The organism is Paraburkholderia sp. BR10882 (genome assembly GCF_040948855.1).
Lineage (GTDB): Bacteria > Pseudomonadota > Gammaproteobacteria > Burkholderiales > Burkholderiaceae > Paraburkholderia > Paraburkholderia nodosa_A.
Map to the genome: position 1 here is coordinate 98,927 of NZ_JBFPKP010000003.1, position 22,627 is coordinate 121,553.

16 protein-coding genes are annotated in these 22,627 nt (G+C 64.5%); 10 read left to right on the plus strand and 6 right to left on the minus strand.

Going from position 1 to position 22,627, the window contains the following annotated elements; genetic code table 11:
• Positions 1-711 precede the first annotated feature (711 nt).
• The 7 genes from AB3X99_RS09775 (at position 712) to AB3X99_RS09805 (ending at position 10,787) form a co-directional block, all read left to right on the plus strand.
• The gene (locus tag AB3X99_RS09775) at positions 712-1,716 is read left to right on the plus strand and encodes a GlxA family transcriptional regulator (protein WP_069267809.1); all 1,005 of its coding nucleotides are present in this window, start codon (positions 712-714) and stop codon (positions 1,714-1,716) included.
• Positions 1,717-1,805: 89 nt separating this feature from the next.
• Complete coding sequence (locus tag AB3X99_RS09780; RefSeq protein WP_069267808.1) at positions 1,806-3,341, plus strand: mannose-1-phosphate guanylyltransferase/mannose-6-phosphate isomerase; 1,536 nt, start codon at positions 1,806-1,808, stop codon at positions 3,339-3,341.
• 43 nt (positions 3,342-3,384) lie between these two features.
• Positions 3,385-4,776, plus strand: coding sequence for an undecaprenyl-phosphate glucose phosphotransferase (locus AB3X99_RS09785; protein ID WP_342947681.1), 1,392 nt, complete (start codon positions 3,385-3,387; stop codon positions 4,774-4,776).
• 62 nt (positions 4,777-4,838) lie between these two features.
• On the plus strand, positions 4,839-7,070 hold the full coding sequence (locus AB3X99_RS09790) for a polysaccharide biosynthesis tyrosine autokinase (RefSeq protein WP_368616771.1): 2,232 nt from the start codon (positions 4,839-4,841) through the stop codon (positions 7,068-7,070).
• Between the two features lie 89 nt (positions 7,071-7,159).
• A complete protein-coding gene (gene gmd, locus AB3X99_RS09795) occupies positions 7,160-8,278 on the plus strand; it encodes a GDP-mannose 4,6-dehydratase (RefSeq protein WP_069267834.1) in 1,119 nt (372 codons plus the stop codon).
• A gap of 6 nt (positions 8,279-8,284) precedes the next feature.
• A complete protein-coding gene (locus AB3X99_RS09800) occupies positions 8,285-9,244 on the plus strand; it encodes a GDP-L-fucose synthase (protein WP_069267805.1) in 960 nt (319 codons plus the stop codon).
• A gap of 178 nt (positions 9,245-9,422) precedes the next feature.
• Entirely contained in the window at positions 9,423-10,787 is a 1,365-nt protein-coding gene (locus AB3X99_RS09805; protein WP_368616772.1) for a glycosyltransferase WbuB, read from the plus strand.
• A gap of 62 nt (positions 10,788-10,849) precedes the next feature.
• On the opposite strand, the gene AB3X99_RS09810 is transcribed toward AB3X99_RS09805, so the two are convergent.
• Positions 10,850-11,506, minus strand: a complete 657-nt coding sequence (locus AB3X99_RS09810) for a hypothetical protein (protein ID WP_368616773.1) — start codon at positions 11,504-11,506, stop codon at positions 10,850-10,852.
• 226 nt (positions 11,507-11,732) lie between these two features.
• Here AB3X99_RS09810 and AB3X99_RS09815 point away from each other — a divergent pair, with 226 nt between their 5' ends.
• Positions 11,733-12,434, plus strand: a complete 702-nt coding sequence (locus tag AB3X99_RS09815; protein WP_368616774.1) for a putative colanic acid biosynthesis acetyltransferase — start codon at positions 11,733-11,735, stop codon at positions 12,432-12,434.
• Between the two features lie 126 nt (positions 12,435-12,560).
• Here AB3X99_RS09815 and AB3X99_RS09820 read toward each other — a convergent pair whose 3' ends face one another.
• From AB3X99_RS09820 to AB3X99_RS09830, 3 genes are all read right to left on the minus strand, one after another.
• The gene (locus AB3X99_RS09820; RefSeq protein WP_368617040.1) at positions 12,561-13,703 is read right to left on the minus strand and encodes a polysaccharide biosynthesis/export family protein; all 1,143 of its coding nucleotides are present in this window, start codon (positions 13,701-13,703) and stop codon (positions 12,561-12,563) included.
• A 285-nt stretch (positions 13,704-13,988) separates the two neighbouring features.
• Complete coding sequence (locus AB3X99_RS09825; protein WP_368616775.1) at positions 13,989-15,218, minus strand: glycosyltransferase; 1,230 nt, start codon at positions 15,216-15,218, stop codon at positions 13,989-13,991.
• Positions 15,215-16,612 carry a sulfite exporter TauE/SafE family protein gene (locus tag AB3X99_RS09830; RefSeq protein WP_069267801.1) on the minus strand — a complete coding sequence of 466 codons (1,398 nt, stop codon included), beginning with the start codon at positions 16,610-16,612 and terminating at the stop codon, positions 15,215-15,217. The genes AB3X99_RS09825 and AB3X99_RS09830 overlap by 4 nt, the downstream gene beginning before the upstream one ends.
• A 313-nt stretch (positions 16,613-16,925) precedes the next feature.
• Here AB3X99_RS09830 and AB3X99_RS09835 point away from each other — a divergent pair, with 313 nt between their 5' ends.
• Positions 16,926-18,089 (plus strand): acyltransferase family protein, encoded by a 1,164-nt coding sequence (locus tag AB3X99_RS09835; RefSeq protein ID WP_368616776.1) that lies wholly within the window; start codon positions 16,926-16,928, stop codon positions 18,087-18,089.
• Between the two features lie 63 nt (positions 18,090-18,152).
• On the opposite strand, the gene AB3X99_RS09840 is transcribed toward AB3X99_RS09835, so the two are convergent.
• Positions 18,153-19,457: a glycosyltransferase gene (locus AB3X99_RS09840; protein ID WP_368616777.1), complete on the minus strand. Its 1,305-nt coding sequence runs from the start codon at positions 19,455-19,457 to the stop codon at positions 18,153-18,155.
• A gap of 367 nt (positions 19,458-19,824) precedes the next feature.
• On the opposite strand from AB3X99_RS09840, the gene AB3X99_RS09845 reads away from it, so the two are divergent.
• Positions 19,825-21,072, plus strand: a complete 1,248-nt coding sequence (locus AB3X99_RS09845; RefSeq protein WP_368616778.1) for an oligosaccharide flippase family protein — start codon at positions 19,825-19,827, stop codon at positions 21,070-21,072.
• Positions 21,073-21,100: 28 nt separating this feature from the next.
• Here AB3X99_RS09845 and AB3X99_RS09850 read toward each other — a convergent pair whose 3' ends face one another.
• Positions 21,101-22,297, minus strand: coding sequence for a glycosyltransferase (locus AB3X99_RS09850; RefSeq protein ID WP_368616779.1), 1,197 nt, complete (start codon positions 22,295-22,297; stop codon positions 21,101-21,103).
• Between the last annotated feature and the right edge of the window lie 330 nt (positions 22,298-22,627).

A 22,627-nucleotide genomic window follows, 5' to 3' on the forward strand; every position in this document is an offset into this window, starting at 1 on the left:
GCCGGCACCCATGAAAAAGCGCGCGATCCGCGCGCCGGAGGAGGGTTCACAAGTGCAGATGCAAGGGCTGGTCGCAATGTCATTGGCAGGTTCCTCACAGCATGAAAGGGTAAGACTAGTTGTTCGAGCCAGTCATTTGACGCCAGCCTCCAGGCATTGTGCGCAATTTCTCCGGGAAGCGCCGCGACAGGGTTGTGCAGTGCTCGCGGAGCCCGAGCATATAAAGCGGCTTTTTGTGAATTTTTTTATTGTGCGGCGCAAACAGGATTTAACGGGTTTAAAATGCGCCAGGCATGCTCGAAATCGGAGTTCAAAGCTTCTTAAACATCGTTTAATCAGACGAATAGACGCGCGGTCTTTAATTGCCCGTTTCGCTTCCATCCCGTGCGTACGCATCGATCGGAAGGCGTCAAACGATTTTGTAGTAACAAAGGCGAATATACCTGCCTGTAACGATTATCAGGCACTTTTGGCCAATTCGATGTAATCGAACCAATTGCCTTTCACGCAGTTTGCTTTTTGTCATTTGATTTGGCGCCCAACCATCTAATCGGTCCTCGACCGGACTAAATGCGCCAATGTCTCGCCAGTTTCGGTCAGTCATCGTTGCGGGAATTTTTCTCTGCCTATGATGCACTGCACATGGAATGCTATCGAAATGCTATTACCGGGACTTTTCGCTTGGTACGGGGGATTGTTTAGGGGAAAAGCATGGCGTACGCAAGTGTGGATTTGCCGTCGTTCAGTCGCCCGCATCTAGTCACCGCGGGCATCAGTCGAGAGGTGCGTCATATCGCAATTCTGCTGTTCGATGGTTGTTCGCTCCTCGGCGCCGGTATCGTGGCTGAAGTGTTTCATGTAGCGAACGAGCTCTCGACAGACACCGCTCGTAGTTCGCCTTACGATGTAAGCATCCTTTCGGCCGATGGCGGCAACGTGACGTGCTCGTCGTCGGTACGGGTCTGGACAGATGGACTCGATGCTCGCCACTACGTCGGTTTCGACGCGCTGTTCGTGGCGGGTGGAAAGGGTGCCTTCGCGGCCGCCAACGACGAACGTCTCGTCGCATGGTTGCGTCGCGTGCATGCGAATACCGGCACTATTCGTCCGATTGGTGAAGGCCGTTCACTGCTCGAAGCAGCGAGTCTGTGCGGCCAGCGCACGCAGCACGAGTTCGGCTCGTATGCGATGCAAACGGGACGCGAGGAAGCGGGCGGTGACGCCGGCGACCGGCTCGAGTCGATGAAGAGCGCGCTCACGCTGGTCAAGCGAGACCTGGGCGTGGATGTTGCGCGCGCGGTGACTGAGCGGCTCATGCCCGATTCGGGCGGCAACCTGTTGCCATTCCTCGGCGATGCGCTGGGTAGTGCGCCAGCTGACAAAGTGCGTGCAGCGGCGCGCTGGCTCCAGGAAAACTGTCAGCGGGCCATTTCGATAGCGGACGCTGCGCAGGTCGCCGCGATGAGCGAGCGTAACTTTCTGCGCCGCTTCAAGCTCGAGATGGGCATCACGCCATCTGATTACTTACTGCATGCGCGGCTTGCGATTACCTGCAGCCTGCTCACCGATTCGGAATTGCCGGTCGACAAGATCGCGCGCCGCACCGGCATGGGCAATGGCGATCGCCTCGCCAAGATCTTTCGCAAACGCATGATGATTTCGCCCACCGAATACCGCGAGCAAAGCCGCCGCGAGGCCGGCGTCGCTGTATCGTAACGCCGCGGTAACAACGGTCGCACTCCGTTACAAACGGGGTCGCTGTTCGCGAGCCGAGGTGATCCTGCCCGATATGAAGGAGTCCGAAGATGAATGAAAGGTCATCGATTCACGAAGGACAAAGTCAGGCCCGTGCGCAAAGCGAGCCGCGTCCAGCGCGCGAAGACGCCACGCCTTGCACGCGCATCGTGCCCGTGGTACTGGCGGGCGGTTCCGGTACCCGCTTGTGGCCGATGTCGCGCGAACAATTCCCTAAGCAGCTAATTGGTGTGGTGGGCAGCGATACACTGCTGCAGGCAACTGTGCATCGCCTCGACGGCTTTTCGTCAGAGTGGGAGGTCTCGAGTTCGCCAATCGTCGTATGTGGTGAAGAACACCGTTTCGTGATCGTCGATCAGTTGCGTGCATGTGGCATGGACGCGCGGCTCGTGGTCGAGCCGGCGCGGCGCGACACGGCGCCGGCGCTCACGCTCGCTGCGGCGCTTGCGTGCGCAAACGGCGACGACGCGATTCTCATCGTCATGCCGTCGGACCATGCGATCGCCGACGTGGACGCCCTGCAGCGCGCGCTCGAATGCGCAGCGCGCCACGCGCAGCGCGGCGCCATCGTCACGCTGGGCGTGCCGCCGCGTTCGCCTGAAACGGGGTTTGGTTACATCCGCGTCGGCGAGGCGCTTGCCGACGGCGCGCATCGTATCGACGGTTTCGTCGAAAAGCCCGCGCCGGAACTCGCTACGCAATACATCGCGCAGGGCGGCTACTGGTGGAACAGCGGCATCTTCGTGATGCGTGCGAGCGTGTGGCTCGATTCACTGCGCGCGCTGCAGCCCGATATGCATGCGGCGTGCCTTGCCGCGTTCGTCGATGGCCAGCAGGACGGCCCTGCGTTCCGGCCGGCCGCCGATGCCTTCAAGCGTGCCCCGTCCGACTCGATCGACTACGCGGTCATGGAACGGCTGTCGGCCAGCAACGGCTGGACGCCCGAGGGCGTGGTAGTCGCGCTCGACGCGGGCTGGTCCGACCTCGGCTCGTGGGACGCCGTATGGGCGGCAATGGAAAAGGACGAAGACGGCAACGTCGGACGCGGGCGCGTGGTATTCGAAGGAGCGGTCGCGACTTACGCGCACTCCGACGGCAGGCTCGTGGCTTGCGTGGGCACGTCCAACCTCGTGGTGGTCGAAACGGCAGATGCGGTGCTCGTCGCCGACCGCTCGAAGGTGCAGGACGTGAAGGGGCTCGTTGCACGAATCAAGGCGGAACACGCGCCCGAGGCGGCGTCGCATCGCAAGGTGCAACGTCCGTGGGGCTTTTACGATTCGATCGATTCGGGGGAGCGCTTCCAGGTCAAGCGCATCGTCGTCACGCCGGGCGCACGGCTCTCGCTGCAACTGCATCACCATCGCGCCGAGCACTGGACGGTCGTGCGTGGCACCGCGCTCGTCACTCGTGGTGAGGAATCCTTTCTTATGACGGAAAACGAGTCCACTTACATTCCGCTCGGTGTGCGTCACCGGCTGGAAAACCCGGGCAAGGTGCCGCTCGAAATCATCGAGGTGCAGTCGGGAGCGTATCTGGGAGAGGACGACATCGTTCGTCTCGACGATACGTACGGCCGCTGCGGTTGAGGCTGGCGGCACGGCTTGCAGGGAGAGAAAAAAGGGAGAAAGCATGCGCGAGCTACAAAACTTGATGGCGAGAGTGCTCGACGTATCTGCCGTAATGATCGGCGCGAGCGTGGCTTCGGAGATCCGCTTCGAAGATATCGTGCCGCGTGGCGTGAACGAAGCTTTCGTGCTGCTCTCGGCAGCCTTCGCTCTCGTGATCTTTCCGGCGTTCGAGCTTTACCAGTCGTGGCGCGGCCGCTCCAAAGCGTTGCTCGCGGGTCAGGTGTCGCTTGCCTGGCTCGTGGTGCAGGGTTGCGCACTGATCTCGATGTACTCGACGATGCACCATGTCGATGTCGTTTCGCGTCTGTGGTTCGCTTACTGGACTGCGCTTGCAGGCGGCTTGCTCATTACGTGGCGAGTTTTCGCGCACGGTGTGCTTGCGCACATGCGGCGCGCGGGCATGAACCTTCATCAGGTCGCCATTGCAGGTTCCGCGTCGCAGTGCGACGAGATTGTGCGGCGCATCGATGCGGAGCCGGGCTCCGGTTTTCGCGCGAGCGCGCTCTACAACACGATGCCGCAATCGGCGCGTCCCGCGAGCGAGAAATACGCGCCGGTGTGCGAGACGATCGAGGCGTTTGCGCAGCACATCCGCGAGCATGACGTGCACGAATTGTGGCTCGCCCTTTCGCTTGCGGAGGAGCGCACGGTGGTGCGGCTCGTCAGCGAGTTTCGCAACGACCTCGTGAACATCCGCTTCATTCCGGATGTGCGCTCGCTGGCGCTGTTCGATACCAGTACGGTGATCGAGTTGCTCGGCGTGCCGGCGATCAACCTCGTTGCCTCGCCGCTGCCCGCGAGCGCGCAGTTCAAGAAGGCGTTGTTCGACCGCGTGTTCGCAGCGCTTGCGCTCGTGAGCCTCATGCCGCTTCTCATCGGCATTGCCATTGCGGTGAAGTGTTCCTCGCCGGGGCCGGTGCTGTTCAGGCAGCGACGCAAGGGCGCCGATGGCCGCGTGTTCACGATCTACAAGTTCCGTACGATGCGCGAGCACAAGGAGGCGCCCGGGACGGTGAGTCAGGCGACGCGCCATGACCCGCGCGTGACACGTCTCGGAGCGCTCCTGCGCCGCACGAGCCTCGATGAATTGCCGCAGTTCTACAACGTGTTGCGCGGCGACATGTCGGTGGTCGGACCCCGCCCGCATGCGCTCGAGCACGACGATCTCTATCAGAGCGTGGTGAAGGGTTACATCCACCGCTATCGCATCAAGCCCGGCATTACCGGCTGGGCGCAGGTCAATGGATTTCGCGGCGAGACCGATCGCCTCGAAAAGATGGAAATGCGCGTAGCGCACGATCTTTATTACCTTGGCCATTGGTCGTTCTGGCTCGATATGCGCATCATCGCGGCCACGATCATTCACGGTCTGGTTGGCCGCAACGCGTATTGAGCGCAGCGGCGCATTCGAGCAAGCATCACCAGCAAGCAACACCAGGTTTCGGGAGAAGCAAGATGGCGATGAATTATGACGGCGCTTACTATGGCGCAGCAGGCGCCGACGAGCGATACCTAGGCGATTACCTGCAAACGATGGTGGCGAACTGGCGCGCCATCGCGATCGTGACGCTTGCCGTCACGCTGCTCGGCGCAGCCTATGCGTTTCTCGCCACGCCGACCTATCGGGCCGACGTGCTGTTCCACCTCGTCGACAAGGGCGACGCCAGCAAGAAGGACAGCAGCCTGCCGCCGCTCACGGGCATGTTCGACGAGAAGTCGACCGCGAACGGCGTGATCGAAATGCTGAAGTCGCGCAACGTGACCGAGGAAACGGTGCGCAAGCTGCACCTCGATATTTCGGCGCGGCCGCGCGAAATGCCCGTGATCGGCGGCATGCTCTCGGGCATCATGAGTGCGCCCTGGGCGCACCACCTGCCCGGGTTCCTTCGGCCATCCGGCTACGCCTGGGGCGGCGGCGACATCAAGGTGTCGCGCTTTGATACGCCCGAGGCGATGTATGAGCGCGACTTCACGATCGTCGCCGGCGAAGAGCCCGGCACCTTCACGCTGCGCGACCCCGACGGCATTCCGCTCCTGCAGGGCCGCGTGGGCGAGGACGTGAGCGCGAACACGGCGGTCGGGCCGATCGCGCTGCACGTCGATAGTTTGAGCGGGCCGCCCGGAACGCCTTTCCTGCTCACGCGCGCCTCGACGCTAACCACTGTCGACCGGCTGGAGAATTCGCTGCAGATCCAGGAGGTCGGGCTGCAGTCCGGTGTGATCCGCGCGAGTCTCGAAGGCCACAACAGCAAGACGACGGCTGCGATCCTCAACAACGTGGCGCACGAGTTCATCAAGCAGGACATCGCGAGCCGTTCAGCGGAAGCGGAACACATGCTCGCGTTCCTCGACGATCAGCTGCCGCAATTGCGCTCGCAGGTCGATGCCGCCGAGCAGAAGTACAACAAGTTCCGTAACGAGCACGGCACCGTCGATCTCGGCGAAGAAAGCCGGCTGCTGCTCCAGCAGGTGAGCGACAACAAGATCCGTCTCGAAGACCTGCGGCAGCAACGCGCGGAACTCGCGCAGCGTTTCACCGAGCATCACCCGGCCGTTCAGGCGCTCGATGCGCAGATCGGCACGCTGCAAGCCGCACAGTCGCAACTCACGCGTAATGTGGCGCAACTGCCGGATACGGAACAGTCCGCCGTGCGGCTCTTGCGCGACGTGCATGTGAGTACGGAGCTTTACACGAGCCTCCTGAACAGCGCCCAGCAACTGCGTGTGGCGCGCGCGGGCCAGGTGGGCGACGTGCGCGTGGTCGATTTCGCCGAACCACCGGATGATCCCGTGCGTCCGAAGAAGCTGCTCGTGATTGCGATCGCGATCGGTGCGGGGCTCGTGCTGGGCGTGCTCGTCGCGTTCGTGCGCAAGTCGCTGTACGGCGGTGTGGAGCGTCCGGACGAGCTCGAAGCCGCGCTTGGCGTGCCGGTCTTCGCCGTGGTGCCGCGCAGTCCGCAGCAGCTGCGGTTGCAGCATCACGTGTCGTCGCGCCGGCGCGGACTGCACGTGCTCGCGCAGCAGAATCCCCAAGACGTCGCGGTGGAAGGCGTGCGCAGCCTGCGGACTTCGCTGCAGCTCACCCTCAACGACGCGCGCAACAACATCGTGATGCTTACGGGCTCACGGCCCGACATCGGCAAATCATTCCTCTCGGTCAATCTCTCCGCGCTGGTCGCCTCAGTGAACAAGCGCGTGCTGATCGTCGACGGCGACATGCGGCGTGGCGACGTGCACTCGCACTTCGGCATCGTGCACCAGCCGGGTCTCTCCGACGTGTTGCTCGGCGCCGATCTGGACCAGGCGATCCAGCACGAGGTGCTGCCCGGGCTCGACGTGCTCGCCAAGGGCTCGCTGCATTCGCATCCGTCCGAACTGTTGATGAGCCCACGCTTCGAGTCGCTGCTCGAAGAACTGGGGGCGCGGTATGACCTCGTGATCGTCGACACGCCGCCGGTGCTCGCGGTGACCGACTCGACGGTCATCGGGCGCTACGCGGGTACGACACTTCTCGCGATCCGCCATGGCCGCCACCCGATTTCGGAGCTCGAGGAAACGGTCAAGCGCCTGCGCATCGGCGGCGTGAATCTGCGTGGCGTGCTGCTCACCGACGTGCCGAAGACGGGCGCGTTCATCGGCGGCGGGTATCGCGGCGGTTACTACGGTTACGAAAGCATTGCAGGGTAGCAGCAGGTTGACGGTCGGTTTTCGGGCCGCCCGTCGATGATGAAAACCACCGAATCCCATTTCGCGCACGCGAGGAGAGAACGATGGCAATGGCTCGTAAAGTTGCTTTGATTACCGGCATCACCGGTCAGGACGGTTCGTATCTGGCAGAACTGCTTTTGAACAAAGGCTATGAGGTGCACGGCATCAAGCGCCGCTCATCGCTCTTCAACACGGACCGCATCGATCACCTGTATCGCGATGCACACGACTCGGAGCCCGGCATCCACCTGCATCACGGCGAAATGACAGACACTACGGCGCTGTTGCGCGTGGTCCAGGAGATATCGCCCGACGAAGTCTACAACCTCGCCGCGCAGAGCCACGTGGCCGTGTCGTTCGACGAGCCCGAATACACCGCGAACGCGGACGGTCTCGGCACGCTGCGCATTCTGGAAGCGATCCGCATTCTCGGCCTCGCGAAGAAAACGCGCTTCTACCAGGCTTCGACCTCTGAACTTTACGGGCTCGTGCAGGAAGTTCCGCAGCGCGAAACCACGCCGTTCTACCCGCGCAGCCCGTATGCGGTCGCGAAGCTGTTCGCGTACTGGACCACGGTGAACTACCGCGAGGCGTATGGCATCTACGCGTGCAACGGCATTCTCTTCAACCACGAGTCGCCGCAGCGTGGCGAGACCTTCGTCACGCGCAAGATCACGCGTGCGATTGCGCGCATCGCCGTCGGGTTGCAGAAGGAGCTGTATCTCGGCAACCTCTCGGCCATGCGCGACTGGGGCCATGCGCGCGATTACGTCGACATGCAGTGGCGCATGCTCCAGCAGGAGCAGCCCGAGGACTTCGTGATCGCAACGGGTGTGCAGTACAGCGTACGCGACTTCGTGCGCGCGGCGGCGGCGGAACTGGGCATCACTGTGCGTTTCGAGGGCAGCGGTGTCGATGAGGTCGGCATTGTCGACCACGTCGACTCGCGTGAGATGCGGCTCGAAGCGGGGCAGGTGATCCTGCGGGTCGACCCGCGCTACTTCCGCCCGGCCGAGGTCGAGACGCTGCTTGGCGACGCCTCCAAGGCGCAGGAGAAGCTGGGCTGGAAGCCAGCCACTTCGTTCCAGGCGCTCGTCAAGGAAATGGTGCGAGCCGACTATCAGGCCGCCCGGCGCGACGCGCTCGTCACGCTGGCCGGCTTCAAGGCTCTCGAACATCACGAGTGAGATGCCATGGACAAGAACTCCCGAATCTTCGTTGCCGGCCACCGCGGTATGGTGGGCTCAGCACTCGTGCGCGCGTTGCAGGCGCACGGCTACCATAACCTCGTCACGCGTCCCCACGCGGAGCTCGACCTCACCGATCAGGCCGCGGTTGACGCCTTCTTCGAAGGCGAGCACATCGACGCGGTGCTGCTCGCGGCCGCGCGCGTGGGCGGTATCCTCGCGAATTCGACGCAGCCCGCACAGTTCGCCTGGGACAATCTGGCGATCGAGACCAACGTGATCCGGGCCTCGTACAACGCGGGCGTGCAGCGCCTCGTGTTCTTCGGCTCGTCGTGCATTTATCCGCGCGAATGCCCGCAGCCGATCCGCGAAGACTATCTGCTCACTTCGCCGCTCGAGCCGACCAACGAGGCCTACGCGATCGCGAAGATCGCGGGCCTGAAGCTCTGCGAAGCGTACAACCGCCAGTACGGCACGCATTTCGTCTCGCTCATGCCGACCAACCTGTACGGCCCCAATGACAACTACGACCTCGGCAGCAGCCATGTGCTGCCCGCGCTGATCCGCAAGGCGCACGAGGCGCGCGGCAACGGCCAGCGCACGCTGACCGTCTGGGGTTCGGGCAGGCCGCGCCGCGAGTTCCTGCACGTCGACGATCTCGCCGATGCGACGATCTTCGTGCTCGAGCACGAGACCGGCGACGGCGTGTACAACGTCGGCGTCGGCGAGGACCTGTCGATCCGCGACCTCGCGCAGCGCGTGTGCGACGTGGTGGGCTTCGAAGGCGAACTGGTATTCGATTCGACCAAGCCCGACGGCACGCCGCGCAAGCTGCTCGACGTGTCGCGCCTGGGCGACCTGGGCTGGCACGCGCACATTGGCCTCCAGGAGGGGCTCGCCCGCACCTACGACGATTTTCTGCAAACCCATGCCGCGCCGGCGTACGAGGCGGGCATGCGGGCTTGACGTGGCCTGACGGGACCGATGGCTTTTAAACAATCGGCTCAACAGGACGAAAGGGAACAGGCGTCTGGTTGGTGGTGGGCGTCGTGCGCGGACCGGATGCACGACGCCCGCTTTTTTTCGCTCGGCGCGCGAGACGATTAAAAGCGGCACACAGCAGTTCAGGGACGGAAGCAACGCAATGAGAATCCTGATCTACGGACTTAATTACGCGCCCGAAGTCACAGGCGTCGGCAAATACACAGCCGAAATGGCGGAGCTGCTCGCGGCGCACGGCCACGAGGTGCGCGTGATCTGCGCGCCGCCTTATTACCCGCAGTGGCGCGTGCATGAAGGCTATCGCGCGGGGCGTTATCAACGCGAAACGTTGCGCGGCGTGGGCGTCTGGCGAGCGCCGCTGTGGGTGCCGACCCGGCAGGGCGGCTTCAAACGCATCGTGCATCTGGCGAGCTTCGCGCTCTCGTCGCTGCCGCTTCTCGCGCGCCTCGCGGCGTGGCGGCCTGAGGCGGTCATGCTGATCGTGCCGACGCTCTTCTGCGCGCCCGGCGCCCTCATGCTCGCACGTGCCGTCGGCGCGCGCAGCTGGCTGCATATTCAGGACTTCGAAGTCGATGCGGCATTCGACCTCGGGCTGCTGCGCGGCGGCCAGGGGTCGCGTCTCGGGCGCGCGGCCCTTGCCGGCGAACGCTGGCTGCTGCGGCGCTTCGACGTCGTCTCGTCGATTTCGGCGCGCATGGTCGAGCGCGCCATCGACAAGGGTGTGGACGCCGCGCGCGCCGTGTGCCTGCCGAACTGGGTCGACACCCAGACGATCTTCCCGCTGCCGTATCCGAGCGCGTTCCGGCGTCGCCTCGGTATCCCGCAGGACAACACCGTCGTCCTCTACTCGGGGAACATGGGGGCGAAGCAGGGCATCGAAATTCTCGCGGACGTCGCAACGGCGCTCGCCGCGCGGCCCGACATCAGCTTCGTGTTCTGCGGCGACGGCGCGGCCAAGCGCGAGCTGATGGCGCGTTGCGAGCCGCTCCCGAACTGTCATGTGCTGCCGCTGCAGCCGTCTTCGATGCTCAACGAGCTGCTGAACGTGGCCGATATCCACGTGCTGCCGCAGCGCGCCGACGCTGCCGACCTCGTGATGCCCTCGAAACTCACCGGCATGCTCGCGAGCGGCCGTGCGGTGGTCGCCATGGCGCGGCCCGGCACGAGTCTCTTCGACGTGGTCTCGGACCACGGGATTGTGGTGCCGCCCGAGGATAGCGGGGCGCTCGCTGCGGCGATCGTCGATCTGGCCGGCGACCCCGCGCGCCGCGCCGAGCTTGGCCATGCCGCGCGTCGCTACGCGAAGCGCATGCTGTCACCGCAAGCGATCTTCGACGTGCTCGAGGCGAGGCTTGCCGGTCTGGCAGGTGAAGTCGCCGAGCCGGCTGGCCAGACGCAGGTCGAGCCGCAGAGCGCGGCAAGTGGCGCTGCATCGGCGCAGCAACCTGCGCGTCAGGCAGGCGAAGGCGGATCGACGTTGCCGGAGGTCGAGCAGTCCGATGTATGAGCGACTGCGCCCGAGGCCGCGATGATGGTGGCCTCGGGCTGTCCCGGACCGCTGGCGGAGGCTTACCAGGGCGACTTGTAGAGTTCGGAGTTGGACTGGTCCGGCGACCCGTACGGGCTGCCATACGGATTGCCATAGACCTGCGCAGTTGGCGAGGTCTGGCTGGCGCCGTAGTCATAGCCAGCCGTCGAGCGGCCTTTCCCCGCAGGACCCCCCGCACCGGCCCCACCGGTGCTCCTCGCCACCGCATTGCCGGCGCGCGACATGCCGTTCGCGCCGATCCTGCTGTGGTTCGCGGCGCCCCTGCCGCCTGCGCTCGAAGTGCTGCTTCTGTCGCCCCTGCCACCGTTGGCGCTCACCGCGCTCGCTGCGTAATCGCCAGGCGTTACGACGTGCATGTGCTTTTCGTTCGTGAGCGCGTCTCGCGCGTCGTCTGGCGAAGCGCCGTTGCTGCTGTAGGGGGTCACGCTGTACGGGTTGTCAGAAGTGCCCGGACCGCCGAGCAGGCGCTGTTCGTCCTGTTGCTGGCGCTGCACGGCGCCCGTGCGGGTGTCGCCCTGGCTGCCCTGGCGACTCTGGTCACTCGCGGCAGCGGGGGAGCCCCCGGCGCCGTACGGGGCGTTCTGCGCAAATGCCGCGCACGGCCACGCGGCGCACGCAGCTTGCAGCGCGGCGGCGAGTACATAAGGCGCAAATCGATGATGTGAAAAACTGGACATGGCATTGATCCCGCGCGCCGCGAACGATGCGGCGTCAAGCCTTCATGTTGCCTATCGCGCGTCGCGCCGCTGCGCCAAAACCCCTGCCGTGTCGGCCACGCGTATGAGGCGATGCGGTGGCCGCCTGATAATGAAATCGTGGCCTGATGCGTCCCGTTATGCGGGCCGCCAGGCTCGCAATCGCAGGAAGCCAACAGGAACCGACCCGGATGGGCAAGGAGCGTTCATGACGGAAGCGGTCGAAGGTCTAGGGGCCCGCAAAGGGAACGTCGGCGCGGCCGGCCGTAGGGATGGAGCGGGCGAAGCGCCGCCCGCAGGCGTCGTGCCGCCACAAGCCGCAAACGACGCGCGAGCCGCGGAAATCCGCGTGATCGATTTGAGTCGTGCGGGCAAGGGCAACTTCGTCGCGCGCCGGGGCAAGTTCGTGCAGGCCGCGTGGTATCTGGTCGAGGCCTGCGTGCTCGACAACCGTCTGCTGCCGCTGTCCGCGCTGCGCGTAGGCCTGCTGCGCCTGTTCGGCGCGAAGGTCGGCCAGGGTTGCCGCCTCGTCCATCCCATGCGCGTGAAAGCGCCGTGGAATCTGGAAATGGGCGACAACTGCTGGATCGGCGTGGACGTCTGGATCTACAACCAGGCGCCCATCCGCATCGGCTCGAACGTCTGCCTTTCGCAGGGCGCGTTTCTCAGCGCCGGCTCGCACGACATGCGCACGAACATGGACCTGCACGTCGCGCCGATCGTGATCGAGGACGGTGCGTGGGTCTCGTCGAAATGCGTGGTGCAGATGGGCGTGACGATCGGGCGCTCGGCGGTCGTGACGCCGCTCTCGGTCGTGCATCGTTCGCTGGAAGCCGGCGGCGTGTATGGCGGCAATCCGTGCCGCTTTATCCGCTGGCGTTTCGAGGAGGGCAAGCCGCCCAAGGCATAAGGGCGGCGCGAAGCTGGCTCGTTTCAAGCAGATTCATGCAACGCACGAGCAGGCCCGAAGGCCTGCTCATGCTCATGCTCATACTCATACTCATACTCATACTCATACTCATACGAACCCCGCCGGCTAGTATCCGCCGTAACCCACCGCCCGGCCCGCTGCGGCCGCCTGCGTACTCGGCAGGATCAGGTTGATGACGCGGCTCCACTTCACGAGCGCCGACGCGTCGACGAACACGACATCGTTCGGCTGCAACTCGAACTCGTCGGCCGTGGCCATGGCTTCCGGCGACGACGCGTCGAGGTGGAAGACCTGACGGTGTCCCTCCTTCTGCCCGCGCACGACGTACACCTGCGAGGCGTCGCCCGAACCCTGGCTGACGCCGCCTGCGTTGCCTAGCGCGTCGTTCAGCGAGAGGTGGCCGTTATCGAACGGCAAGGGCCCCGGGTGTCCGACTTCGCCGAGCACGAACACGCGGCTTTCGTTCGCCGAATACACGCGCACGAGGTCGCCGTTCTGCAGCAGGATCTTGTCCGGGTTCACGCCCTTCTTGATCATGTCGGGAATGTTCACCATGGTCGTCTTGTCGCCGCGCGTGACGCTAACCCGCGAGCGGTCGCCGTTCGCCGTGAAGCCGCCCGCGCGGTTGATCGCCTCGGGCAGCGACATCGTCATGTCGTTGAGCACCATGAGACCGGGCGTGCGCACTTCGCCGTCCACGTATACGCGCCGGCTGCGGTACGACTCGATGCGCAGCGTCACCTGGGGTTTGTTCAGGTAGTAGGCGAGCTTCTTCGACACGAGGTCGCGGGCTTGCATCTCGGTGAGCCCCGCCACGTGGATCGGACCCACGTACGCCACCTGGATCGCACCCGACGAGTCGACGGTATAGCCCGACTGCACCTGACTCGCGCTCTGGTCCTGCTGCCCGCTGCCACCGCCGCCGCCGCCGTTCGTCGGCAGATTCATCTCGGGGTGATCCCACACGACGATGCTCAGCACGTCGCCGGGCCCGAGCGTGTAGGGCTTGGGCGTGCCGAACAGCGTCTCGACGTTTGGCGGGACATTCGACGGTCTCGCTGCGGCTTCCTTCGCGACCAGTTCGTTGTTGATCTCGATGAGCGCGCCTGGCGGCGGTTGATCACCCTTTCCGCCTGAACGCGCGGCGTCGGTCGCGGCCTTCGCCTGCGTGACGCTCGATGGCGCCTGCATGCCAGGCGAGAGCGCGCAGCCCGCCAGCAGGGCCGCAGCCGTCACCATGGTCGCCATCGCCGCCAGGGCCGCCCGTGCGCGGCCCGCCGATAATCTGCGCAAACTGCGCGCGGGCTGCTTCACAGGCTGCGCCGCGGTTACGTCGACGGTCTCGCCGCCCGAACAATCAGGTCTGCTGTTTAACATAGTGTTGCCCCCTTACTCACAGGATTCGCACATCGCCACGAAAGTGCAACGCGGGTTCATCGTTCGACTCGTTATGACGCTTCAGCTGCGTTGCTTCGTCACCCCTGCCAATCCCTACCATTTCCGCTATCTGAATTTGATGCCGCTTTTTTCAATTTATTCAGCCTGTTCCGCGGGCTCGCCCTGCGCCATGGCGCTCATCGGGCGCCCTGGGCGAAATCGCGCGCCAGCGTGTAAAGGATGTTCCTGCAACAAGCCCAGCAGCGAGCGCACCATGCCATCCATCGCGAAGCGTGCGTCGAACGTGCGCCGGGCCTGAGCGCGCATCGCGTCGCGCGCGCGCTCGTCGAGCGCCCGCCATGAGGCAAAGTTGCGCTGCGTGCCGGCGACCGTGTCGGGCGCGACGAACCCCGCGCCGTCCTCGTCGATCTCGCGCCAGACGCCGACCTTGTCCGAAACCAGTGCGGGCAGTCCGCACGCCAGCGCCTCCGCCACGGAAACGCCGAAGTTCTCCTGGTGCGACGGCAGCACGAACACGTCGCTAGCAAAAAACGCGCCCCACTTCAGGTTGCCCTGCAGCATGCCCGGCCAGCTGATGCGATGCGCGATGCCGTGCGACTGCGCGATCGCCTGCAGCGCGGGTTGCCAGTTACCCTTGTCGGGCCCCGCGATCAACAGATGCGCATCCGGCGTTTCGCGCGCATGTTCGGCGAACGCGTGAACCAGCACGTCGCAACCCTTCTTCGGGTGCAGACGCCCGAGAAACAGGACGATGCGCTTGTTGCGCAAATGCGGCGACTCCTGCAGGAAGGCTTCGCGCAACGTGTCCGGGTCCTCGTTGGGCGCATTGGTGCCGAACGGCACGACGCGCTCATTGGCGCGGTACAGCCAGAACGATTCGCGCGCAAGCAGGCGTTCTTCGTCGGTCGTGAAGATCACGGCGCAGGCGTCGCGCAGCACGCGGAAATCGGCCCATGGCCAGTACGCCCACTTCTTCAGATGCTTGACCGGATAGGTGGCCTTGAACCACGGATCGAGCATGCCGTGCGTGTACACGTAATACGGCACCTGCGCGTGGCGCAGCGCGCGCCACGCGCCGAAGCCGTGGTATTGCCAGAGCCCGTGCACGATCGCCGCGTCGAAGCGCGTCGCGTTCGCGCGCAGCCACGACACGTAGCCGGGGCAGTATCCGTAGTGCCCGCGGCCCGGCCCCAGCGCGTGCAGCGGGAGCGGAAATTCGCGCACATAGGGCGCGTCGATCGGATCGAGCGACGCCACTTCGATCTGGTGATCGAGCGCCGTCATCGCGAGACCGCTCTGGCGAACGCCCTCAATCGGGCCGCCCGAGCGGGGGTCGACCGTGGAAACGAGGTGCAGGATTTTCATCGGGGCTCCGGAGTCGCATACGTGTTGAGCGGCACCGGCGCCGCCGCGGGCGCCGTGGGTTGGAAGGCAGGTTCGCGCCCGTAGGACGGATGCAGGCGCTGGCGCTTGCGTTGAAGGTCAATGCGGTAATGAAGCTGCGAATACAGCGCGACGATGAGCCCGAGCGCGAGGCCGTACACGAGGCCCGAGAAACGCGTGCCGAGCGGATTGCCGCCGATCGACGCGCCCGGCAGCGCGGCGAGCACGAGCAGCGCCATGCTGAGCGGCATGAGCATCGGGTGACGCGGCGCGATGCGGCGCCAGCGTCTGAACGCGCGGCCCGCGACGATGAGCGCGACGATCACCGCAAGCGGCATGCAGCCTCCGAACACGATACCTTCGGCGTAGAGCTGGTAGACCCAGAAGTTGTGGCCCGCCACCCAGTCGCTGGTGTTGAAGTAATCGTCCTTGCTGAAGGTCTGGTTCACGTACTGGTAGTAAATCGGCGAGTAGCGGTAGAGGTGCCCATAACCCTTGCCGAACAGGACCGAATCCACCGACTCGGTGACCTGGTCGTACTGGTCGCGCATCTCCGCAATACGCGTGACCGTGGTCGGATCGCGGTCGGACTCCGCGTTCTGCGCGGCCGTCACGCGCTGCGTCCAGTGTTCGGTGATCGACGGGAAGAGCCACGCCGTTCCCACGCCCAGCGCGACAACGAACGAAAGCGCGATGCCCGTGCGGAAAAACGATTTGATCAGATGACTGAGCGACGGTGAGGCGAGCCACGCCGCAAACATGGCGAGCAGGATGGTCGCGATCAGCAAACTACGCGTGACGCTCAACAATTCGACGACGAGCGTGGCGAGGAACACGAGTACCATCGTCATGTTGAAGCGCCGGGCGACGATGAACTGGTGCAGCAGCATGGCCTGCAGCGCGAGCATGGTGGGCGAGACGATGCGAAACCGAATGTCGGCCAGCGGCCCGCCGACTGCCAGCAAGCCGAAGAAGAAGGTAAACACGAGGCCCATCACCATCGCGTAATAAAGCGCACGCTGCATCTGCATGACGCGCATGATGTGCCACGGGCGGCACATGGCCCAGTACCCGAGCGCGAACAGCAGGAACGGCAGCATCACGCGCAGGTACTGCCCGACAGGATTGTGCTGCAGCATTTGCGCAATGAGACTGCCGACGAGGCTGGCGACGAGCGCGCCCGTCACGAACGAGCGCAGCCGCGTCGGACGCGCGAAGCGCGGGCCGATCAACGCGAGAATGAGCGCGCCAGCCAGGGCCGGAACGACGGCCAGCCATTGCGCGCTGTGGCCGAACTGGGAGTCCGGTGCCTTATAGTCGAAAGCAAGAGGCACGAGGCACACCCAGAGCCAGAGTGCAGCATGTTTGTTTCGCATCGGCGTTTCTCCCGGTGCGGTGCATAGGGTCGCATACGTTGCGCAAAATACATGCGCGCCGCACGCGTTGGCTCGACTCAATATAAAACGCCGCAAGTGGCTTGCGCATGCGCGTGGCGGGAACCGGCAGGGTTGTGGCGGCAGGAAAAAAATTCTGATTTCAAGTGTGGTTTCGCCCACACACCTGGCCGACAAGGAAGGGAACTTGGCGCACGCTGCACGGCGCCTGCGTCCATGATGGGGCCGGCAGGAGTAAATTTTTCATCGTCTGCCTTGCGTAAGAATCCAGCATGGACGTAGCGAGGGAAGGGTCATGAAGCTGCTACACGGAGTGCGACTGTCGACGAAAGGGCGTTCCGTCGAGCTCGACTTCGTGCGTGGCATCGCGATCTTCGTCGTGATGGGCTATCACTTCCATACGGTGCACACGGGCCATCCCTGGGTGAAAGTGCTCGAGTACCCGCTGAAGAGCTTCGGCCACGAAGGCGTCAATCTATTCTTCACACTAAGCGGCTTCCTGGTGGGCGGGCTGTTGTTGCGCCAATATTCGCAAACGGGCCGCATAGGCGCGCGCCGCTTCATCGTGCGACGGATCTTCAAGATCTGGCCCGCGTATTACGCGCTGATTTTCTTCCACCTGCTTGCCGGCCGCCATCGTTCCGATACGTTCCTCTGGCAGAACCTCACCCACATGCAGAATTACTTCGGCACCTCCATCGCGCAAACGTGGAGCCTCGCTGTCGAAGAGCACTTCTATCTGTTCCTGCCCGCGCTCCTGATCCTGCTCGCGCACTTCCGGCTGCGCGCGAATGCGCTGATCGCCGTGATGGCCAGCCTCTGCGTGGTCGTCCTGAGCGCGCGTTGCATCGCGGTATCGCATGGCGACCTCGTTGGGGCGTTCAACTACACGCAGTACCGCATGGACAGCCTGCTCGTCGGCGTCATTCTCGCGACCGTCTACTGGATGAAGCCCGATCTCTGGCGCCTGCTCGTCGCGAAGAAGCGCTGGCTGTTCGGCGTGGTGGGGCTGCTGCTCGCCTGGCTCATCTTCGCGACGCCCGACGTCGCGCTGGACGAGAGCGTGGGCTACACGATACAGGCCGTGGGCTTTTGCGCGCTCATCATGCTCGTGCTCGAACATTCGGGCAGACTGCGCACGACGTGGGTGTATCGCGGGCTCGCGTGGCTCGGCGTGTACTCCTATGGCATCTACCTCTGGCACTCGCTCGCGCTCGCGCCCGGCGACTATCTGATCCACAAGGCAAGCGCGCTCGGCGTGCCGCCGCTCGCCGCCTGGCCCGTCGTGATCGTCGCGCAGTTCTTCATCGCCTCGGTGCTGGGCTATCTCACCACGCGAGCCGTCGAGTTCCCGTTCCTGCGTCTGCGCGACGCGATGTTCCCCGACATGCGCGGAGCCATCCCCGCCGAGCGGCCCGACACGAGCGCGGCCGACAACAAGGTCGAAGGCATTGCGTGACCCTTCGTGACTGGATCGGACTGATTCGGGTTGGTCAATATTTAACGGCGTTCCTGCGAGCGTTCACGCCATCGCGGCCTGAAGCGTGCGCTTGAACTGCTCAAGCGTATTGCACGAAAGGAGGTGTTCGCCGGTGGGCTGCACGGCGTTCGCACCTGCGCGCCAACGCTCGGCGAGTACATCGAGCGCGCGTGCGATCGTGGCCGGCTCGAGGTCGTCGAGCAATGGGCCGAGCGCGCCGTCGCGGCAATACCAGCCGATCAGGCCGTCAGCGCTCGCCACCACGGGCTTGCGGAAGCGGTACGCCTGCACCAGCACGCCGCTCATGCCGTAGTGCTGCTTGTAGCCGAGCCACACGGCGTCGCAGGCGGAAAAGAGTTCGCGCTCCATCTCGTCGGAGATGAACTGGTTGAAGATCACCGGCGCGCTCGCGAGCCGCGGTGCGTGAGCGTCGATGAACGCGCGCGTTTCGTCGTCCTGCTGGCCCGCGATCACGAGGCACGGCGCGTCGGGCTTGTGCTCGAGCGCGAGCATCAGTTCGCGAATGCCCTTGCGTTCGCCGATCGCGCCGTACACGAGCAGATAGCGCGTATGCGCGCCGAGCTTCAGCTGCTCGCGCGCGAACACGGGGTCCATCGCTTCGATTTCGGGAAACGGGTCGGCCACGTAGCTGAGCGGCGCCGCGCGCTGCGGCTTCGTGGTCGCGAACCAGTCGGGCAGCGTCGGGTCGATCGTGAAGAGTTCGCGCAGCCCGCGCGAGCGCATGGCACGGCGAAACAGCGCCGACTTGGCCAGGTCGACGAAGCGTCGGCGCGGCGTGCGCAAGCCGATGCGCGCCTGATGAAACGTCATGCCCATGACGATCGCGATCCACGGCGTCTCGCCGAATGGCGAGTCGAACCCCGCGAGCGTGTAGAAGAAGTAGTCGGCGTAGGGCGCGATGACGAGCCGCACGTGCATCGTTTTGCTCACCTCACGCAACGCGCGCGCATAGAAGTTGCGAAAGCGCATGTACACGCTCGCGGCGAAATGCGGGCCAGGCGGAACCGTATGCAGGTCGAGCAGCACGAGGCGCAGATCGGGCCGCGCTTCGCGCACGATGCGCTGCGCGAGCGGATGGTCCGCGTACTCGTTATCAGTCACGACGAGGCAGCGGTGCCCGGCTTCCACGCACGCCTGCGCGATCCACTCGACGTAGCGCCAGCGGTGCCCCGTAAAGTTCGGCTCGATGACGGCGATCCAGTCGCCGCCAACCGACGCACGGGTGTCCGCAGGCGCGGATGTCACGAGTGTATCGGCCTCGACGTCGCACAGTGCGGCGGAGTCCGGGCTGTTAGGGGCGGCATTGCGATATCTGGCGATCGACACGTTTTCCATGCGGGCGGCCCGATGAGCATTATTACGAACAAAATAGCAGCGGTGCGCAAGCGGCATGCGCCAGATTGCGGGGCAGAGTGGCCGAAAAAACCTGGGGATATGCCGATTGCCTGAAAATTCGTGAATTGGTGCCGCGTGCATTGGCTTTCCATGAGAGGCCCCGCGGATAGCCGTCCCACGGATGGCCGCCCCACGGATGGCCGCCCCGTCTGATTCCACCTGGTAGATGGCGCGTCCTGTACGCCGCCGCGCGGTAAGGTCCAGAACGGGTGGCAAAAACGCGTTCCCAAACATGTTTAAAGGAACTGGGAAAAGGGGCGAAAGCTCCGACTCAGAGATCGACAACAGGAGAGGCATTTTGCGCGTAATGCGGCTGCCAGCCATACCGATCAAGGCCGGCTTCGGACCCGGCGCAGCAACCTGGGTGTTGCTGCAGCAGGTCGTCGTGCGCGGCCTCGTGGCCGTCAAGTTCCTCGTGATCGGGCGCATTCTTGGGCCGTCCGCAATCGGTCTCGCGAGCGTCGCGTTGCTCGCGGTCGCGATTGCCGAAGCGCTCTCCGATACCGGCCTCGCGCAGGCCGTCATACAGGGCCAGTCGCCGCCCACGCGCGCGGAGGCCGGCGCCGTCTGGACCACGCTTGCCACGCGGGGCCTGCTGATCGGTTTGCTGCTCGTCGCGAGCGCGCCGCTCATGGACGCGCAGTTCCACCTGGGCGGCGCGATCGGCCTCGTGCAACTCGCCGCGCTGCTCCCGCTCCTGCGCGGACTCGCCTCGCCCGCGTATTTCATCACGCAGCGCGAGCGCCACTTCCAGCATATTGCGGCGATCGAAATCTCGTCCTCGTGTCTCGACTGCGCTTTCGGCATCGGGCTCGCACTCGCGGGGGCGGGTCCGTACTCGCTCTTGCTCGGCATGATGATCGGCGAGGCCTTCAAGAGTGTCGTCACGTGGATCGCGCTCTCGCCGCGTCCGCCGATCCGGCTGCGCTGGTCGGGCATCGGCCATTACGTGGGCTTCAGCCGCTGGATCTGGGCGAGTAGCGTGATCATTCTCATCACCAACCAGTTCGACAAGGTGGTGGTGGGCAAGCTGCTCGGGCCGACGCAGCTGGGCGCCTGGCAGATGTCCTCGAAGCTCGCGCAAATGCTGCTCGCCGACGCCGCGCTCGCTCTGTCGCAGTATCTTTTCCCCACGTTCGCCGCGCATCATCGCGGCGGTCCGCAATCGGCCGCGCGGCTTTTTCGTCTCTATCTCACGGTCGCCGTGGCGGGGCTGGCGTGCGTGGTGATCGTACTGCGCTTCGCCGCCGAGCCGCTCTTTTCGCTCGTGCTCGGCGCCGCGTGGCTGTCGGCCGTGCCGCTCTTTCGCATCTTCGTCATCAACATGGCGATCAGCGCGCTGAACTCGGTGCTCGCTTCGTATCTGCGCGCGGTTGGCGACGCGCGCGCCGTCACGGTGGCGTCGCTGCTCCAGGTCGTGGCGCTTGTCCTGTCCGTGCCGCCTTCGTTGCACCTGTGGGGTGTGACGGGCGTTGCATGGTCGATGACCGTCGGGCTGACCTCGTGCGCGGCATGGATGCTGTATCGCGTCTCGCGGCAGAAATAAGCCTGAGCGCGAGGGACTCAAGCGGGATTCAGGCGCGCAGCGCCGCTTCGACGATCTCGGCGAGCTGATGTCCGAGCGTAGGCGAGTTGAGCTGGCAGTACACCGCGTGCGCGGCGGTCGCGGCTGCGCGCATTTCGTCGGGCGGCATGGACCAGATGCGCCGCAGCGTGGCGGCAAGCGCTCCTTTGCCGCCGTCGCGCGCGAAGAAAAAGCCGCTGCGGCCGTCCTCGACATAGCCCGGCTCCGGGCCCATGTGCAGCGGCAGCCGGTCGTGCACGATGGGCGGCAGGCTCAACGCGAACATGTGCACGACGCTCAAGCCCGCCGAGCCGGGATAGCAGCCCACGCGGCAGCGCCGGCTGATGGTCGCGATGGCGTCGTCGTCGAACACCGCGCCATACCAGACCACGTAGCTGCGATCGCTGTACTTGCGTTTCAGGCGCTCGCCGTGCTCGCCGTCGCCGATCACGTGGAGCGTGATGTCGTTGCCATCGGCATGAAGCTGCCCGACCACGTCGATGAGCGGTTCGATCTCCGACCCTTCGCGCAGCCTGCCGATGAACAGCACGCCGCTCTCGGCGCCCGTCTTGGTGGCAGGCTCCACGCCGCACGAGACCGTGAGGGCATTGTTCGCGACGACGAGCTTGGCGAGCGGGCAGCCGATGGCAACGAGCGAGCGCCGTGAAGCCTCGGTATAGCAGACGTAGCGCACGGCGAGCGCGACCGCGAGGCGGTAGCAGACCGTGCGCACGAGCCCCGCGCTCTCGTGCCGGTAGAGCCCCTGGCCGTGAATGAGCACAGGCACGCGCATGACGCGTCCGGCGAGGAGCGCGAGCCACAGCGACAGATAACGAACGTCTGCAAAGATCAGGACTGCATCGGGACGTTCGAAAACGATGCGGCTCAGCACGCGGCTTTGCAGGCGGATCCGCCGCGAGGGCAGGCCCGCGAAACTCGCGATATGCGTTTCGACGAATTCGTCGCACTCGGGCTTCTCACGCGAAAAGCCGTTGGCCTCCACGCCCTCGGAGCACGCGAACACCTTGACGGAGAAAAGACGGTTGAGCGACTCGATGACTTCGATGCGATAGCGCGCGATCAACGGCTGCACGTAGAAGACCACGGGGCGTTTGAGCCGCGCGCCGGATTCGGTTTCGCAAACCGTTGTCCCGGAAGAGATGATCTCGTGTTCCACTGGCTGGCTCTGACGTGTCGACGCAGTCATGTTGAGAGGATCTTTCCGGTGGGGCGGGTTAGTCGGTCATATTTGCGCGAATCTCTTTTAGCAGTTGTAGGCGAGTCTTATCAAAAGAGGAATCCGAAAATTGCTATTGGACGAATTTACCGGCGGGTGCTGAGCTATGGGTGATGCGTAATCGATAAATGCGCAGAAAAAGTGCAATAACTGCGGATTTTATTAACGGAAAAAAGAAGCGGTAAAAGGTTCGCCCGTACGCGGCCATGCAGACACGGCGCACTACGCCCCCGCTGCGTGCTTGTTCACAAACAGTTGGAATCAGTCGTTGAATAGAGCGTTTCGGACAACTTGAATCCG

Bases quoted from the DNA above. Each gene is read 5' to 3' on its own strand.
- AB3X99_RS09775 (WP_069267809.1), top strand. From the start codon at position 712: ATGGCGTACGCAAGTGTGGATTTGCCGTCGTTCAGTCGCCCGCATCTA.
- AB3X99_RS09780 (WP_069267808.1), top strand. From the start codon at position 1,806: ATGAATGAAAGGTCATCGATTCACGAAGGACAAAGTCAGGCCCGTGCG.
- AB3X99_RS09785 (WP_342947681.1), top strand. From the start codon at position 3,385: ATGCGCGAGCTACAAAACTTGATGGCGAGAGTGCTCGACGTATCTGCC.
- AB3X99_RS09790 (WP_368616771.1), top strand. From the start codon at position 4,839: ATGGCGATGAATTATGACGGCGCTTACTATGGCGCAGCAGGCGCCGAC.
- gmd (WP_069267834.1), top strand. From the start codon at position 7,160: ATGGCTCGTAAAGTTGCTTTGATTACCGGCATCACCGGTCAGGACGGT.
- AB3X99_RS09800 (WP_069267805.1), top strand. From the start codon at position 8,285: ATGGACAAGAACTCCCGAATCTTCGTTGCCGGCCACCGCGGTATGGTG.
- AB3X99_RS09805 (WP_368616772.1), top strand. From the start codon at position 9,423: ATGAGAATCCTGATCTACGGACTTAATTACGCGCCCGAAGTCACAGGC.
- AB3X99_RS09810 (WP_368616773.1), bottom strand. From the start codon at position 11,506: ATGTCCAGTTTTTCACATCATCGATTTGCGCCTTATGTACTCGCCGCC.
- AB3X99_RS09815 (WP_368616774.1), top strand. From the start codon at position 11,733: ATGACGGAAGCGGTCGAAGGTCTAGGGGCCCGCAAAGGGAACGTCGGC.
- AB3X99_RS09820 (WP_368617040.1), bottom strand. From the start codon at position 13,703: ATGGCGACCATGGTGACGGCTGCGGCCCTGCTGGCGGGCTGCGCGCTC.
- AB3X99_RS09825 (WP_368616775.1), bottom strand. From the start codon at position 15,218: ATGAAAATCCTGCACCTCGTTTCCACGGTCGACCCCCGCTCGGGCGGC.
- AB3X99_RS09830 (WP_069267801.1), bottom strand. From the start codon at position 16,612: ATGCGAAACAAACATGCTGCACTCTGGCTCTGGGTGTGCCTCGTGCCT.
- AB3X99_RS09835 (WP_368616776.1), top strand. From the start codon at position 16,926: ATGAAGCTGCTACACGGAGTGCGACTGTCGACGAAAGGGCGTTCCGTC.
- AB3X99_RS09850 (WP_368616779.1), bottom strand. From the start codon at position 22,297: ATGACTGCGTCGACACGTCAGAGCCAGCCAGTGGAACACGAGATCATC.